Genomic DNA, 15,170 nt, shown 5'->3' on the forward strand with positions numbered 1-15,170 from the left:
CCATGTCGAACCTGGGCGAGAAGTCCGTGAAGGTCCCACCGCGCTGGTTCGTGCGCTCCTTCTGGTACCTCCACCGCGGCCTGTACCGCGTGACCGGCGGCCGGATCGGTACCTGGCGTCCGAAGGACACCCGCTGGGGCGCGTTGCGCCTGACCACCACCGGGCGGCGCACCGGCCGGAAGCGCGACGTGATCGTCGCCTACCTGGAGGACGGGCCGAACCTCACCGCGCTGGCGATGAACGGCTGGGCCGACGGGGAGCCGGCCTGGTGGCTCAACCTCCGAGAGCACCCCGAGGCGGAGGTCGATCTCCCCGGGGGGCCGCGCCCGGTCCGGGCCCGCGAGGCCGTCGGAGCCGAACGGGCCCGCCTGTGGGATCTGTGGCGGGGGCTGGACGGGAAACTCGACGACCACGCGGCCCTCCGCTCACGCCCCACCGCGATCGTGGTCCTGGAGCCCCGCCCGGAGTGAGGCCGTCGGCGCGTTACGGAACCTCGGTCCGGCCGGGCGTGGAACCGCGTGCGGGCTCCTTGGGCCAGGTCCAGGCGTAGTAGACGATGGCCGCGAGCAGGCCGATCTCCAGGGCACTGGCGAAAAGGTAGTAGCCCCATTCCCCGAGCGCGGCGGCGACGATGGTGAGCGCGTACACGACGCCCAGCACGATGTTGACGATCCGGTTGACCCGTGGGCGCAGGACGAGGACGAGGAACACCATGAGGCTCGGGACGACCACGTAGGCGACGGCCGAGAAGAGGAACACCTGGTCGACGGCGAATCCGCCGATCTCGCCGGCTTCGATGGCGGCTCGGACGTCGGGCCGGTAGAGGCCGAAGATGTCGACGAAGGCGAAGAGCAGGAGCACGGTCACCCAGAGCGCCGAGATCTTGATCCGCACGTTCACGGGGGACGGTTCGAGGTTCGTCGTGGTGGTCATGGGCGCCTCTTTCGTTGATGCGCGGGCGGGTCGGCCGGTGCCGTCGGAAGGGGGCGCCCGGGACCGGGGGCTCGCACCGAGGAACGACCGCCGCACACCCGACCTCGCCTTACAGGTGTAAGGCTCTGATGGGAATGCTAGCCTTACACCCGTAAGCCCGTCAATGGTCTCGGAGAAGCATGCCCCGTCGTCCCGCGCTCAGCGAGGAGCGCATCATCGAAGCGGCGGCGCGCGTGGCCGACCGGGGCGGTATCGCGCAGGTGAGCATGCGCAACGTCGGCAGGGAACTCGGCGTCGAGGCGATGTCGCTCTACCACCACCTCGCCGGCAAGGACGCCCTGCTCGACGGTCTCGCGGACTGGATCTTCACGCGGATCGAACTCCCCGAGCCGCGGAAACCGTGGCGCCCGGCCATGGCGGACCGGGCCGCGTCGGCCCGCGGTGCCCTCGCGACACACCCGTGGGCCCTCGGCGTCATCGAGTCGCGCTCGCCCGGGCCGGCCATGCTCTCCCACCACGAGGCGGTCCTCGCGTGCCTGCGGCACAACGGCTTCTCGATCCCGCTGGCGGCGCACGCCTCCTCGGCGATCGACGCCTACGTGTACGGCTTCGTCCTGACCGAGCTCAACCTGCCCTTCGACGCGGACGAGAGCGTCGACGAGTTCGTCGGCGGGGTCCGACCGCAGATGCCCCCGGACAGGTATCCGCACCTGGCGGAGCTGGTCGCCGATCACGTCATGGGAAAGGACTACACCTACGGCGGCGAGTTCGCGTTCGGCCTCGACCTCATCCTCGACAGCCTCGAACGGCACCTCGCCGCCGACACCCGCTGAGCCCAGGAGCGTCGGGTCAGGGCGGGGTCAGGCGATCGACGTGCCGGAGCATCTCCGTCAACGCGTCCCGATCGAACGAGTCGACGTCCTCGAAGGCGATGGCGGCAGCACCGACCTTCACCCGGCCGAGCCGCTCGGCGTACCTCCGGGACAGGTAACGGCCCTCGTCGGCGACGTTGACGTAGAGGCTGTAACGGTTCTTCTGTGGGGCCAGGCCGACCGCGAACCATTCCACGGAACGCCCGCGCGGTCTCGGCTGCGCGATGTCGGCGTACCCGATGATCTCCTGCTCGGTACCGCCCCAGAACGTGCCGACCCAGAGGCGTCGGCTCCGCCCGGTGAGGATCCCGGTGATGATCGCGTCCATCTCGGTCAGCGTCCGGTCGGCCGCTCTCCGCAGGTGGTCGTCGACGTCCGTCTCCGTTGGTCGCACGTGGTCGACGTACCCGGAAACACCGGGACGGACCCCCGTCGTTCCGTGCCGGACGATCACACCGGCTTCGAAGGACGCTCTTCGAGGGCGGCCAACAGCTTGCGCAGGACCGCGTCGAACGCGTGCGCCTCCTGCTCGGTGAGCAGTCCGAGGAGGCGGTTCTCGTTCTCGGCGTGATCGGCGACGGCGGCGTCGATGAGCGCGAGCCCTTCCGGTGTGAGTCGGATGCGGAGACTGCGACGGTCCCCCGGGGCGACACGCCTGGTGACGAGACCGCGCGCCTCAAGGCGATCGACGCGCTTGGTCATCCCCGCGCGGGTGATGAGGAGGATGTCCGCGAGTCGGGAGGGTGACAGCTCGTGCGGCGCTCCCGTGCGGCGCAGGCCGGCCAGGACGTCGAACTCGCCCCGGTCCAGGCCGTGGGCGGCGAAGACCTCCTCCACGTAACGGCTACCGGCGATGTAGAGGCGGGCGAAGCGCGCCAGCGGGGCCATGGCGGTGAAGTCGAGTTCCGGTCGTTCGCGCTCCCAGTGGGCGACGGCGACATCGGCGAAGTCGGGCGGGGTCTCGGATCTGTCGGCCATAGCGAGATCCTACCGCAACCGGTATATAGTCAACTGGTTAACCATATGGGAAAGGTGTTCCGATGAGACCCATCGCCGTACGATCCTCTGTCGCCGTCCACGCTCCCGCGGAGTTCGTGTGGGACTTCCTCCGTGTCTACGACAACGACCCGACCTGGCGGTCCGGCCTGGAGAAGATGGTCCAGAGCCCGCCCGGCCCGGTACGTGACGGCGCCCGGGTGGAGGAGACCCTCCGCGTGCTGGGCAGGGTCGTGGAAAGCCTGGTCGAGGTCTCGGACGTGCGCGAGGGGCACTCGTTCACATGGCGCGTCGTCGAGGGCGCGATCGCCGAGGGCAGCCGCTCGGTGACCCCGACCGGCGCGGATTCGTGCCGGGTGGACCTCGTCAAGCGGGTGACCCTGACCGGAGGCGATCGTCTCCTGCGCCCCCTGCTGGCCGTGGTGATCGCACGCACCGAACGCGGGGACGCCCAACGGGCCAAGCGGACCCTCGAAGAGGCCTGGAAAATCCGCTGACCCCACGCCCCCGAGCAAGGTCGTCCCGAGACGGCGAAGCCGCCCCGTTGAGGCACCAGGCCCCACCCACCCCACCGATCCACGCGACCCAAGCCACAGGGGGTCACCTCGGGGGGTTCGGGGGGTCTCCCCCCGGTGGACATGACGAAGACGACCCTGCAAGGCGGCCGAAGGCCCCCGAGCAAGGTCGTCCCGAGTCGAGTGGACCCTGGACGAACCGACCACGACCCACGAGGCGCGGCCTCGCGTCGCAAGGAGGTGATCCACCCACCCCACCGATCCACGCGACCCAAGCCACAGGGGGTCACCTCGGGGGGTTCGGGGGGTCTCCCCCTGGTGGACATGACGAAGACGACCCTGCGAGGCGGCCGAAGGCCCCCGAGCAAGGTCGTCCCGAGTCGAGTGGACCTTGGGCGACTTCTTTCCAACCCCGGTAGGTACGCCGCCGCCCTTGAGGCGCTGTGGGCCAAGCTGCCAAGCCTGGACACGGCCCTCCCACCGAAGGAACCGCGGCAGGCGCCACAGACGAGGCAGCGCCCGACTGACAAGCACATCGAAGCGATCGTGACCGGCTACCAGGAAGGCGCCACCATCCGCCAACTGGCCATCAAACACCGGATCGGTCGCGTGACGGTCAGCAAAATCCTGAAGCAGAACGGGGTGAAGATGCGCGGCACCGGTCTCACCTCACAGCAGCTCGACGACGCAGAGCGTCTCTATGCCGACGGCTGGTCTTTGGCCAAGATCGCCGACCGCTTCAGCGTTGATAGCAAGACCGTTTGGAATCGACTTGCCGAGCGAGGCGTAAAGATGCGTGATACTCATGGACGTCCTACATAGCCCCCACGGCCGCAACGTAGAGAGATGAGAACCTGGAGTTAACAAAAGAAACAACCCTCAGGCCTGACACGAAAGAGCGTCAATACAGAGGAGCATCATCGTAGCAACTTGATAGCTTTACACTCAAATGGAAATCCCATTATTTTCTGCATTAGCGATACGGGAGATACGAAGCTTTTCTCCATCCATACACACCCAACGTGCAACAGGATGGCCATCACCCGCAGACATGTCCTTCAACTCTCCCCAATTGGCTATACGCATCTTGGAGCAGTGGAGCTGAACTGGACCCAAGTCAAACTCCTTGTCTGCAATTTTAAACTTCTGATATTCCATTCGAACCAGGATAGCACCTAGCTCGTTCTCGCTCTTGGAAAGGAAGCTTTCCAAGCGATCTGGGTGGATATCCATTTTAATGCCGTCGTAGATCCAATCAGTCGAACCATGCTGCATTAGATCATTAGCCATCTCAATCCTCCTAATGTCTTCATGGGTCAGATCAGCCGGAATCCTGAACTGTGTTGAGAATATCTTCTGAAACTCATCAATTGCAATGATCACTCGAGCCGTTTCCTTAAGACCCTCGAGTTGCCCACCATCGAGCGTACCCCAACTCATAGGCGAACTACCCAGACGAAGCTCAATGGTAGAATCCGAACTCAGAGCAGATAGGAAATCAGCAATCGGACGTAGCGCATAAGGGATCTTTTCAGCTATCCCGCCAAATGAGAAATTTAGCGAACCCCTGTAGCGACTATCTACAGGATTGTCGAGCGTCTGAGTCACGGCAAGAACGCCAGAAGCGTCAGAGCCGACTATCTTTACTCCCTTGGATCCCCCAATACGCTCATTGAAGACGACGGGTAGGTTTGCTTGCACCTGAGAAGTTCCGTCCAAAACCTCCAGGACAGCAGGGAGAGGGAACCCTTCTTTATCCCTGATAGATGAGATTTCAAATCTACCAGTCTTCCCATCCATTCCTATCAGCTTCTTTGTCTCTTCGGAAGCCTCAATATCGAGCGACTGGAGGTACCGTTCATCGACTGATATGTCGCCTCCATAGTTCAGCACATCCTCAAGCTGAGCCCGGACAGACTCAGCTTCTTCATCACCGATTTCGAAGGCGAAAGTTGGTTTAATCGAAACAGGATCCAAATCAGCAGCACCCGGATACTTTTCACTGAGTGTGATCTCCTGTGTTCCATCGGGATTTGCAGTAATTCCAACGCCCCAACACGGAGAAATATCCTGAGCCCTCTTCACTAGATTGCGATTACGATCCATTACATCATCGATGCCGTTCGCGAGCACTGCCTGCTCTTTTTCAAACTCCCTGGCTCGCTCATGAAGTACATACTCATCACCTTCAACAAGCCGACGAAGATCATCAAACTGCGCAAACTGCGCATCAAGCCACGACTTCCCACGCCACTCAAGAAGTATATTTGGATATTCGTTCTTCAGACTTTTAAACCATTTTTCGCTGGGAGGAGTCTGATTGAGCGGAAGAATGAGCACCCAACGCATTGGGTTGTGCGCAGAAGCCCTCCGAAGCGATCGCTTGATCTGCCGCTTACGCGAGCTAGTCAACGAATCACTGAACGACTTCACTTCAAAAATGACAAGTCCCTCTGGGCCTTGCCATACAATGTCACGCCCACCATCGCCACCAGAACCATCTATTGCCTGAGCTCCCTCATGCGTCCTAACGATAAGCATACTTACCGCCCGTTCGATCTTCTCAGGATCAAGGCGATACCAATAAATCATTTCTTCTCCAGCAATAGCCACAAGCTGGGCACCCCAGGTAGATCTAGTGCCGAGCACCCGCATCGAAAGAATCTAACCTCTACGTCATCAGCGCCTAAATCCTCTCCCTCCTTACACCCTTCAGGAACACACCCCACTCAGCAAGCGAAAACGCCAGATGTCCTCGATTGCGATTTTTAGTGTCCCGAACCAGAGCCGTTCGGAGAGTCTCCGCCACCTCCACGCAGTGGCCACCCTGCGCGTTGCTGTAGCTCGAGGTGCGCCACTGAATGTTGTCCATCGATCTCGCCTCGCACATTCTTCAAGTACTCAGTTGTCTGCCCCGGGGAGAGGGCAACGCCCTGCAAGCTGCCGAACTTGAGGGCCAGACGCTCGACCTCCGCCGACTCAGTGATGAGGTTGCCGGAGGCAGCGCCTTCAATGTAGGCCACCTCCTGACGGTCGGGGAGCGACAGGATGGTGAAGGGACCATCCATGCCGGGGTGCTCGTCGAAGCGGACACCAGCAAGGATGACCTGGAGCTGGACACGTCCAGATCCGACCAGCTCTAGGAGGCGGCTGGTCTGCTCGAGCAGGATGCCAGGGGTATGAGCTAGGCAGCTCAGCACTGACTCGGTGATGATCGCCCAGATCACCGGCCGGTCTGACTCGATGAGCAGCTCCTGTCGCCGTAGCCGCTGCTCGACTACCCGGTCGATATAGTCATCCGTCTCCATCGGGTTGTTGGCCCGACAGAAGGCACGGATGTACGACTCCGACTGGAGGAGGCCGGGGACGATCATGGGGTGGTAGTCGCGCATCATGAGGGCGTGCGGCAACGCCTGCATGAAGCTTCCCGCGTACTCGGGGTAGGCCGCCTGCTGTACGTCCTTCCACAGGTCAACCAGGTGATCACCAGCCTCAAGCGCCTCATCCGCCTTCTTGGCGAAGCGCTGTGTCGGCGTGCGCTCAGCCCGCTCGATGTGCCCCACCAACGCACCAGACACGTTGATCGCTCTCGCAAGCTGGCTTTGCGACATATCGGCCAAATTTCGCAAACGGGCCAATTCTCGCCCGAAGCGCCGCACAGCCGGGTTTTCCCCGGGGGGTATACGTGCCATGACCGGTAGTTAACTACACGGCCACAACCTATGACAACCCCACTTTACGGCTAATGGCCAAACCGCTTGTACGCATAGCCGCCTTACCTGGGGCAATGGAATGGTCGGGGCGTGGCTAAGCCACTACCAAGCCCCTACTTTTCCAAGGTGGCGATCAATGAATACGCTAACGGCGCCTACCGCCCTTGAGCACCTGGACGCGCTCCTCCGCCAAGACTGCATCCGCCCGCTGCCCGATGTTGACGGCGATGATCTAGCGTTCCTGCACATCGACTGTGTGAGCATCTCCGCCACGGGTGAGCGCTACACGCTCGAGCACTTCGACGACGAGGGCAATTGCCTGCGCACGATCCAGTGCAGCCACGAGCAGATCTTCGAGGTGGCCGATCTGGTACGCGCCTACCGTGACCAGCCCCACGCCCACGGCCGTGAGAAGGCTCGCCCCTGTCTGCGTCTGGTGAAGGGGCAGCAGCGATGAACGACCTCGACACCAGACCGGTCGCCTTCGGTTACATGCGCGTGCCCGATCCGACCGACCACGCACACCTCGCGCAGTTGCACCGGCAAGTGGAAACCTACGCCCGCGAGCGCGGCTACCGCCTGGCACGCGTGCTGGTGGATACGCCACTGGCACAACGTTCGGCGTTCGTCCGCCTGGTGGAGCTTCTCCAGGGCGGAGAGGCGACGGAACTGGTGGTGCCGACGCTTGAGCACTTCACCAAGTTCACCAGCTTGCAGGTCGGCGTCATCGACCAGCTGCACGACTTGGGCGTGACGGTGTGGGAGGTCGGCGACTGATGCACGTCTCGTTGACGTTGGTGGGGTTGCCGAACGCGGTGGCCTTCGCTCGAGAGTTCACCCGCAGCAGCCTCCACCGCATGCCGTTTCCTGACGTGGTGGACAACGCCGAGCTCCTTGTCTCCGAGTTGGTGACCAATGCGGTCGAAGCCGGAGGCTTGACGATGACGACGCCGGTGTCGGCGATCTCGCGGTGGCACTTCATCCACCTGGCGATCAGCGTTCAGGGTGGTCAGCTGCTGATCGAGGTGTGGGATGCCGGAAACGGCACCCCCTCGAGGAAGCCGGTGCACCCTGACGCTGAGAACGGCCGCGGACTGTTCCTGGTGGAGATGCTCAGTCAGCGATGGGGTGTGGTGCCGTCACCTCATCACGGCAAGACGGTGTGGTGCATGCTCGCCCTTGCCGCCGCGGGGCCGGCTGAGCACCAGGCGGCCGAAGCTTCTCCCCCATCGGCTACACCCTTGCCGTTGCCGCGCAGGACGATGCCGCATGGCTACACCCCGCCACCTTCGAACATCCCTCACAGAACATCGCCGCTGGGCATGGAAGACATGGAGCACGTGTTGGCGGGGCTGGCGCGGCTGTGAGGAGCGCTTTGCTGGCGTAGAGGTGCTGCACATTCCACAACGAGGAATCCCACGCACGGCAGGAGCGGTGACGAGACGACGCATCAGGGGCGAGAGGGCATGTGTTCGCGTGTTGGGTTCGGTCGATGGTTCGCGCGAACACACGGTTTCACTACTTGGCGGGATGCGTCATAACAGAAGGTGTCGAGGGGCGAGGCGAGGCCATGAGAAGCAGCAGTAACGCTGGCCGCTGCCTCCTCGGCACCTCATCGGTTTGCTGCGGCTTCAAGAGATGAACCTGATCGGGTTCGTCGGCCGCATTTTACTGAGGAGGTTTGCTCGATGAGCGAACAGCCGACTGGATCGGGCGAGGAGAAGAAGGCCACGGTCGCGATCCGTGTCTCGCCTTCGTTCAAGCAGCAGCTTGACTCTGTGGTCTCCCTGACGGACAAGACGCTGAACAACGCGGGCGTCGAGGCCTTGGAGGACTGGGTAGCGAAAATCCTGTCCGATGCCTCCGTCCGCGACAAGGCGATGGCCAACCTGGAGGCTGAGGAGCGGGCGCTGCGGGAGCGGAAGCAGGCACTGTCCGCGATGCTCGGTGGTGACGACACCAGCAGCACGCCGGAGGGTACTTCGACCCGATCGACGCGCAGCAAGAAGTAACTTGCGCGCGTGAACGCTGGCCGAGGAGCGATGTGCTTCGAGGTTGTGCGTGAAGGCGGGGGTCTGCCTGAACCTACAGCTGTGGGTTTGGGTGACTCTCGTCTTTTTTCAAGAACGTTCAGCCGAGATCTCCATCTCTGGAAAAAGCTCTCTAACCACCGAAACATCGAGGCCCATTCCGGTGATAGAAACTTCATTAAATGTCCCGTCGCTATTGCTTCCACCACCTAGCATACTCCAACCATCTTCTGTTGCCTGAAAGAGGAGATCGACACGATCATGAAGACTTAATCCAGCACCCCAAGCTTGAACGTATGCAAGACCCCCACGGCAATAGGTGTCCATTGATTCAGGAGTATTATAATTGTACTCAACATAATGAGAAAACTCAGATTCATCACAGGAAAGGTCATCACCCAAGGAACTAGACAGATCAGTTTCCGGAATTAGATCTTCAGTTCCCTCCCCATCAGGGCTCCACCCTTGAGTCCACACTTCCAGAGAGCCTTCGCAGAAAGCCGAGTAATCCTCAGAAGATATCGGCACAAACTGGTCTTCGTAATACACCCAGGGGTTCTTAACGAGAACCCGGTCTTCTACGCGCTCTCCCTCGCTCTCCAACCATTCACCCCAGGGCTCCCTAACGCAATGGTAGCCGCTAACCCTAAAGGGGCGACCACCATCCAGGTCGTTAGCAAAAACTTCAGTTTTCCGATCACCAGAAAGTTCATAGTCGATTGCAATCTCGAAGTCATAAGCCGCCCAATTGGCAATAAATTTCATTACGATCGTTTGCTTTTCTCCGGACCCAACACCAATCCTTTGGCTCTGGAAAAAATACGGCCTTTGGCGCGGGTTAATCGATTCCCCTGGCACGAACTCTCGAGCCAAAGGTTCTGGCTCGTCTAGAAGGAATTGCATGCGGCGCGTATCAGCCCCACCTGCCCCAGGGTGCAGGAGGACTGAACCGTCTACCAGATCTTTCTTTTCCGGCACTGGGCGGATATCATAAATGGTAACTTCTCGATCACTGTTACCTTCAATTTCCACGTGCACTTCAACAGAACCTCTGAAATATCCGCCTTCAGAAATGGCCGAATCTTGGAAATCCCAAAGCTCGATCGATCCACCATTGAGCTGATCAACGAGTTCCTGCGTCTCCCGCTCCAAACCCTGAGGCATGATCACAGGCAAGGCACCGGCGCCTAAGACGCTAGTTAAGGTGACTATAACGTCGCCTTCTGGGACACTTTCCGCCGCTTCGGTAGAAGTTTCTGAATCATCAGCAAAGAATCGCGAGTTGGCGCTAGCTGTCACGCTAGTAATTATAAGCATGATCACTAGAGCAGCCGACGCTACGGGTTTACTTTTTGAAATTTTTGCCCTGATCGATGTGGGCCCGTGGAAAACAAAGTTGACTAGGCCATAGTTGCTGTAGTTAGCTGAACTATGTCCACTCTTATTGGATGGCTGTTCCGAATATATGTATTCATCGTCTAATGACTCTGACCTGCCCTCCGGGCTGCCTGCACCTTCCCCACGGGCTTGCTCCTCAAGCTCTAAGAGAGCATCCGCAAGGCGCCCATAGAAATCTTTCACGAGCTTCTTTCGGCCTCTAGATTCCCAGTCTCGTGGATCAATCTTTGAATCAGATTTCAGCACGGCGGTCAGCGCATCATAGTCGTACTCCTTCCCGTTCTCTCGTTTAGGAAGGTCCTCTCGGAAGCCACCCAGAGTCATCCCGACTTCACGCCAAGTCACGGCGGCATGGTCTGGATTCTCATCAGGGCAATCATCATCAGGCAGTCGTTCAACGGCAGAACGAATAACCTCACGAGCTGTGTAACGCTTCCCTGAGCGCTCCCACATCTCTGGAGCAACCACACGGCAGATGCTGGCGAGAAGAGGAAATAGGTCGTCATCGCTCGGCCTAGTGAAGATCCCCACAACCAGGGGTCGCCTTAGAGCCAATCTCAGCTCGGTAATCAGCTCTTCTCGAGCCATGGACTGCCGCCTTCAAAGCTCTAGGGGATGTTGTAGTGATCCTAGCCAAAATTCATGTATCTGTCAGGGGATCTAGCGAACTTCAGGGCTGGTTCTGCCAAGCATCTTCGTAAGCTCGTTCGAACGCTGCCGCTTGTTCTGGAGACGATACTTCCAGCGCTTCTACCACCGCCTCATGCGCGGAGATCGCTGCTTCTTTCGCCTCACGGATGCGGTGCTCCTGATGGCCAACAATCTTTAAGATCGTGTTCGCTGCCAACTGAGGATTGCTTCTAGCGATCGCTGATGACAACCTTGCAGCCATTTCAAGTGCCTCGTCCGTATCTGCCTCCCGAAGCGCCAGATAAGCAGATTCTGCCCCATCCGAATCTCGACCAAGATACTCTTCGAAGTCACACACAAAAAGGAAGTCTGGATTCATCGGATCATACTGCCCTTCGCTCCTATTCCGAATCCTATCGTTGCTTCCATACACTAGTGCCTCGCCAAGGCGCGCAACTTCCTCTGGATTGAGATTTTCCAAGTTGAAAGTTCCAGTTCTTCTTTCCGACCACCTCTCCGGGGTGTGCGGTGCGCGTTCTTGCTCCACCATGAGATTTTTCCTTGTTTATTAAATTTAATTTTAACCGACCATGCCTTCCGAATCAATAGTGGCGGATTTTTGCAGCATAAATCTCGCCATTATTATAAGCCCCTTGACCTGCCCTAACACTGGCGGAAAGTCTGACGGACAGGGCGCTTCCGTCAGACTGTCCGCCAACGATCTTTCACGGACACGGAGTACTAGGCGAGCCTCGAACTGTCGCCAACAAGAGCGGCAGGAGAGAGGCGCCTCCCTCTGCACACAGCGGAAGGGAACTCCCTATGAACGGCTGCACCGCAGCAAACGTCATCGGCCTCGTGCCGATGACGGCCACATTCATCACCGGGTTCATCGTCTGCCTCGTGCTGGGCACGACGCTGCGTGTCATGACGGGCAGCGTGACGCAGATCAGCCGTCTGCCTCTGGCTATCGAGAACAAGGAGCTGCGCGACGAGAACGCCGCCCTCCGGCGCATGCTCAGCGTGGAAGACGGTGACAACAAGTGACCCTCATCTTCAAGCCCGAAACGGTCGGCGAATTCATCACCCTGCGCGGCAACCTCGCCGCCACCTACCTCTCCGCCATCGGGGTTCTCCGCACCCTCGAGGCCGAAGCAGAAGTCACCACGCCTCCTCGTCGTGAGCGCCTGCGTGCCGAGCTGGACGCGGTCGACATCGTGCCGATCACCAACCCCGCTGACCAGCGCTGGTGACGGCTTCCTCGGGCCGGATGCCCTCTCGCATCCGGCCCACTTTCTCCCCCTGCCTCTTCTTCCTTCGTTCAAGGAGTCAGTAAGCATGCGATCAACACTCAACCCGGTGCCGCGGCACCGGCCTTCTCTCCCCTCGCGCATGGCGACGCCCGTCGTCGCGGGTGCGGTTGCCCTGTCGCTGTCGGCTTGCAGCCTGCTCTCGGACTCGCCGCCGCCCGATCAGCTTCAGGATGACCAGGCGCTTCTCGTCAACTGCGGCGACGAGCCGCCCGCGACGTTGGTGGCCATCGACGGCACCGGCTCCAGCGATGACGAAGCCATCACCGTCGAGCGGCTGGCTGCTGTCGAAGACATCACCAGGCAGACGGCGGTGTGTGGTGGCCGGTTGCGGGTGCTGCTGTTCAGCTCCTCCAGCGGTGCGACGACGACGCTGTTCGACGGTGCCCTCGAAGCCCACGGCGCAACCCCGAACGCGCGGCTGCGAAAAGTCCCGGAACTCGTCGAGGCCGCTATCACTGAGATCAGCGAAGGCTACGAAGCCGCTATCGAGGGGTTGCCGGGTGGCGGTAGTGATGTCACCGCGCAGTACCGCCTCGGTGCGGAGCACATTGCCCAGCTCGGCGACGACTACCGCCTGCACCTGTACGTGTTCACCGACGGGTTTCACAACGTGGGCCACAAACCGGGCGACAGCGCACTCAGTCAGTCGGAAGCCGAAGCCCTGGCCGAGGAGACCACCGTGCCCAATCTGGCCGGCGCATCGGTGACGGTTGCGGGGATCGGTCGTGTGGCCGGGGATCCGGTGGCCTCCGACGTCGTGGAGGGGCTCGTCTTCTACTACGACGCCTTGTGCCAGCAGTCGAAGACTAAGGCGTGCACCTCCGTCACCGACTACACGGTGGGGCGGTGAACAGCATGGCAAGGCGTTTCAACCTGTCGGGTTCGCTGCCCTTCGGTGCTTCCTCGTCGGTGGATGCCTGGACGGCCGAAGCCGATGCGGTGTCCATTCCCCGTCTGGATGAAGTCGGTGGGCTGACGCGGCCGAACAACATCGGGGAGACGTACGCCGAACAGCAATACCGGGCACTCGGCGACGAGCAGCTCGCCTCGTGGGCAGCCGAAGGTGAACAGGCGGCGCGTGATCACGTGGTGGAGGCCCGTCGTCTGGAGCGTTCGGCCGCTGCCGTTGAGACATTGCTCGTCCACCAGGAGGAGGATCTGCGACTGGCTAAGGCCGATCACCAGCACGCCGCCCGGGTGCTCACCCCCTACATGCGCCGCGAACCGGGCAACAAGCTCCGCTATTGGACCGGCTGGCACGCCCTGGTACTGGGTGACATGGCCGGTGTAGCGTCAGCGGCCATCATTCACGGCGATCTGCCGGTGCTGGCGGTGAGCATGGCGTTGGCGTCAGGTATCGCCGCGGGCAGCGCCGGGCTGGTCGGCTCGGAGATCAAGCACCTGCGAAACGCCAGTGCCCGCCAGCGTGACGCCGAACTGCTGACCGAAGACGAGCGGCGCTATGCCCGCTTGTTCTCTGGCAAGCCGGATAAGGGCCTCGGGTTCGTCGGCCTGGTCGGTGTCGTCTCCCTCGTGGTCGTGCTGCTGGTGGCCGTTGGCATCTTCCTGTTGCGGGGCAGTGTCGAGGGGGCAGCGGCCGGGATGACCTTCGGGTTGCTGGCGGCGGCCACGGCGCTCGGGTCATTCCTGCTGGGCTATTCGGCTGCTGACGAGGTGGCTGATGTGGTCTACGCCTACAAGAAGCGTGCCCGTCAGGCCGAAACGCGCTTCCGTCGCCTGGCTGGCGACAAGGCGATCAAGGAGCGGGCCGCAGCCGCGGAGGCCGCCCGGTCCACGTTCGCCGAGCACCAGGCCAGGGGTCAGGCGGCGGCCCATCGGATGGCGTCGCTGCGTTACCGGATTCAGCACAACAACCCGCAGGTGCTCGGCCACGGTTTCCCTGTAGGTGAGCACCCAACAGGGCGTCGGCTGCGGCCGGAGACGAACGGCTACGTCGGGAACGGTGTGCGATGACGCTCCTTCCCGCTTCCTTGCAGTCTGGGTGGTTGCTTGGGCCGGCATCCGCGGGCGGAAGTGTTCACTCCTCCCTTCGGCGGATTCGGCTCGGCTACCCTGGCGCCCCGTCGCCAGATCCGACATTGCTGATCGTCGACTTCGACAACTCCGGTTCGGTGGTCAGTCCCAGCGGGACGGATCCACTGTCCAACCGCTTCGCGGAGGTCGAGCACGCTTTCCACGCGGTGGCGCGACGGGCAGCCAAGCACGAACTTGGTGCGGTGCTGCACTTTGACAGTCCGACCAAGGGCGATGTGCCTCCGGTGCCACTCAGCTGTCAAGGGTTGGGGCGGTTGCGGTCGGGCCTCCAGGTGCCCAGCGATGGCGCGGGAAGTAGTGCGTTGTTGCCGAGTCTGCGCCAGGCGGTGAAGCTGGCCGAAACTCATCCCCAGCACGCCGCGACGCTGGTAGTGCTGAGCGACTTCATGCTGTTTGACGCCAACCCGGTTGCTGCCCTGCACGAGTTGGCTGCCTTTCCCGGTGAGGTGCATGCCGTAGTGCTCGGCTCGTATATGTCGGCCGACGCCTTCGACCCGCGCATCACCGTGACACCCATTCAGCGCGAGGATCCGCCCGGTGCGGTAGCACGGGCCTTGTTCCGCAGTCTGGTCGCCCAGCGGCCGGGCAGCTTCATCGCTGACGCCAAGTAGCTCCTCTTTAGTGCCCGCCGCTGCGCATTCAACAACGGATATTTGTGCAGCGACGGGTCACCACAAACACCTTCACCTACTAGAGCGGCGTGGGCTGTTTTCGC

Annotated in this window: 21 protein-coding genes; 13 read left to right on the forward strand and 8 right to left on the reverse strand. The window is 61.4% G+C overall.

Annotated elements, in window-relative coordinates; translation table 11 throughout:
* The first annotated feature begins 2 nt into the window (after positions 1 to 2).
* On the forward strand, positions 3 to 470 hold the full coding sequence (locus RM479_RS20830; protein WP_311513454.1) for a nitroreductase/quinone reductase family protein: 468 nt from the start codon (positions 3 to 5) through the stop codon (positions 468 to 470).
* Positions 471 to 483: 13 nt separating this feature from the next.
* Here RM479_RS20830 and RM479_RS20835 read toward each other — a convergent pair whose 3' ends face one another.
* Positions 484 to 933 carry a DUF6326 family protein gene (locus tag RM479_RS20835; protein ID WP_311513455.1) on the reverse strand — a complete coding sequence of 150 codons (450 nt, stop codon included), beginning with the start codon at positions 931 to 933 and terminating at the stop codon, positions 484 to 486.
* 179 nt (positions 934 to 1,112) lie between these two features.
* Between RM479_RS20835 and RM479_RS20840 the strand changes: the two genes are divergently transcribed.
* Positions 1,113 to 1,766: a TetR/AcrR family transcriptional regulator C-terminal domain-containing protein gene (locus tag RM479_RS20840; RefSeq protein WP_311513456.1), complete on the forward strand. Its 654-nt coding sequence runs from the start codon at positions 1,113 to 1,115 to the stop codon at positions 1,764 to 1,766.
* 16 nt (positions 1,767 to 1,782) lie between these two features.
* Here RM479_RS20840 and RM479_RS20845 read toward each other — a convergent pair whose 3' ends face one another.
* Together RM479_RS20845 and RM479_RS20850 are read right to left on the reverse strand one after the other, a co-directional pair.
* Positions 1,783 to 2,199, reverse strand: a complete 417-nt coding sequence (locus RM479_RS20845) for a hypothetical protein (protein WP_311513457.1) — start codon at positions 2,197 to 2,199, stop codon at positions 1,783 to 1,785.
* Between the two features lie 56 nt (positions 2,200 to 2,255).
* A complete protein-coding gene (locus RM479_RS20850; protein ID WP_311513458.1) occupies positions 2,256 to 2,783 on the reverse strand; it encodes a MarR family winged helix-turn-helix transcriptional regulator in 528 nt (175 codons plus the stop codon).
* Positions 2,784 to 2,845: 62 nt separating this feature from the next.
* Between RM479_RS20850 and RM479_RS20855 the strand changes: the two genes are divergently transcribed.
* Positions 2,846 to 3,298 (forward strand): SRPBCC family protein, encoded by a 453-nt coding sequence (locus RM479_RS20855; RefSeq protein WP_311513459.1) that lies wholly within the window; start codon positions 2,846 to 2,848, stop codon positions 3,296 to 3,298.
* Between the two features lie 564 nt (positions 3,299 to 3,862).
* Entirely contained in the window at positions 3,863 to 4,138 is a 276-nt protein-coding gene (locus RM479_RS20860) for a hypothetical protein (RefSeq protein ID WP_311513460.1), read from the forward strand.
* A 123-nt stretch (positions 4,139 to 4,261) separates the two neighbouring features.
* On the opposite strand, the gene RM479_RS20865 is transcribed toward RM479_RS20860, so the two are convergent.
* The 3 genes from RM479_RS20865 to RM479_RS20875 all read right to left on the reverse strand — a co-directional run bounded on the left by RM479_RS20865 (position 4,262) and on the right by RM479_RS20875 (position 7,008).
* Entirely contained in the window at positions 4,262 to 5,929 is a 1,668-nt protein-coding gene (locus tag RM479_RS20865; protein ID WP_311513461.1) for a hypothetical protein, read from the reverse strand.
* A 73-nt stretch (positions 5,930 to 6,002) separates the two neighbouring features.
* Positions 6,003 to 6,131 (reverse strand): DUF397 domain-containing protein, encoded by a 129-nt coding sequence (locus RM479_RS20870; RefSeq protein ID WP_311513462.1) that lies wholly within the window; start codon positions 6,129 to 6,131, stop codon positions 6,003 to 6,005.
* Positions 6,085 to 7,008, reverse strand: coding sequence for a helix-turn-helix domain-containing protein (locus RM479_RS20875; protein ID WP_311513463.1), 924 nt, complete (start codon positions 7,006 to 7,008; stop codon positions 6,085 to 6,087). Before RM479_RS20875 ends, RM479_RS20870 begins: the two co-directional genes overlap by 47 nt.
* Before the next feature lie 157 nt (positions 7,009 to 7,165).
* Between RM479_RS20875 and RM479_RS20880 the strand changes: the two genes are divergently transcribed.
* The 4 genes from RM479_RS20880 (at position 7,166) to RM479_RS20895 (ending at position 9,041) form a co-directional block, all read left to right on the forward strand.
* Positions 7,166 to 7,486, forward strand: coding sequence for a hypothetical protein (locus RM479_RS20880; protein ID WP_311513464.1), 321 nt, complete (start codon positions 7,166 to 7,168; stop codon positions 7,484 to 7,486).
* The gene (locus RM479_RS20885; protein WP_311513465.1) at positions 7,483 to 7,806 is read left to right on the forward strand and encodes a recombinase family protein; all 324 of its coding nucleotides are present in this window, start codon (positions 7,483 to 7,485) and stop codon (positions 7,804 to 7,806) included. The genes RM479_RS20880 and RM479_RS20885 overlap by 4 nt, the downstream gene beginning before the upstream one ends.
* Positions 7,806 to 8,396, forward strand: coding sequence for an ATP-binding protein (locus tag RM479_RS20890; RefSeq protein WP_311513466.1), 591 nt, complete (start codon positions 7,806 to 7,808; stop codon positions 8,394 to 8,396). The genes RM479_RS20885 and RM479_RS20890 overlap by 1 nt, the downstream gene beginning before the upstream one ends.
* Positions 8,397 to 8,717: 321 nt before the next feature.
* Positions 8,718 to 9,041, forward strand: a complete 324-nt coding sequence (locus RM479_RS20895; RefSeq protein ID WP_311513467.1) for a hypothetical protein — start codon at positions 8,718 to 8,720, stop codon at positions 9,039 to 9,041.
* Positions 9,042 to 9,149: 108 nt separating this feature from the next.
* Here RM479_RS20895 and RM479_RS20900 read toward each other — a convergent pair whose 3' ends face one another.
* Positions 9,150 to 10,925 (reverse strand): hypothetical protein, encoded by a 1,776-nt coding sequence (locus RM479_RS20900; protein ID WP_311513468.1) that lies wholly within the window; start codon positions 10,923 to 10,925, stop codon positions 9,150 to 9,152.
* A 202-nt stretch (positions 10,926 to 11,127) separates the two neighbouring features.
* Positions 11,128 to 11,637, reverse strand: coding sequence for a hypothetical protein (locus tag RM479_RS20905; RefSeq protein ID WP_311513469.1), 510 nt, complete (start codon positions 11,635 to 11,637; stop codon positions 11,128 to 11,130).
* 272 nt (positions 11,638 to 11,909) lie between these two features.
* On the opposite strand from RM479_RS20905, the gene RM479_RS20910 reads away from it, so the two are divergent.
* From RM479_RS20910 to RM479_RS20930, 5 genes are all read left to right on the forward strand, one after another.
* Positions 11,910 to 12,134, forward strand: coding sequence for a hypothetical protein (locus RM479_RS20910; RefSeq protein WP_311513470.1), 225 nt, complete (start codon positions 11,910 to 11,912; stop codon positions 12,132 to 12,134).
* Positions 12,131 to 12,340 carry a hypothetical protein gene (locus RM479_RS20915; protein ID WP_311513471.1) on the forward strand — a complete coding sequence of 70 codons (210 nt, stop codon included), beginning with the start codon at positions 12,131 to 12,133 and terminating at the stop codon, positions 12,338 to 12,340. The genes RM479_RS20910 and RM479_RS20915 overlap by 4 nt, the downstream gene beginning before the upstream one ends.
* Before the next feature lie 85 nt (positions 12,341 to 12,425).
* Positions 12,426 to 13,250: a hypothetical protein gene (locus RM479_RS20920; protein WP_311513472.1), complete on the forward strand. Its 825-nt coding sequence runs from the start codon at positions 12,426 to 12,428 to the stop codon at positions 13,248 to 13,250.
* Positions 13,247 to 14,374, forward strand: a complete 1,128-nt coding sequence (locus RM479_RS20925; RefSeq protein ID WP_311513473.1) for a hypothetical protein — start codon at positions 13,247 to 13,249, stop codon at positions 14,372 to 14,374. The genes RM479_RS20920 and RM479_RS20925 overlap by 4 nt, the downstream gene beginning before the upstream one ends.
* A 125-nt stretch (positions 14,375 to 14,499) precedes the next feature.
* Positions 14,500 to 15,066 (forward strand): hypothetical protein, encoded by a 567-nt coding sequence (locus RM479_RS20930; RefSeq protein ID WP_311513474.1) that lies wholly within the window; start codon positions 14,500 to 14,502, stop codon positions 15,064 to 15,066.
* The last annotated feature ends 104 nt before the right edge of the window (positions 15,067 to 15,170 follow it).

It is taken from the genome of Nocardiopsis lambiniae, assembly GCF_031845465.1.
Classification (GTDB): domain Bacteria; phylum Actinomycetota; class Actinomycetes; order Streptosporangiales; family Streptosporangiaceae; genus Nocardiopsis; species Nocardiopsis lambiniae.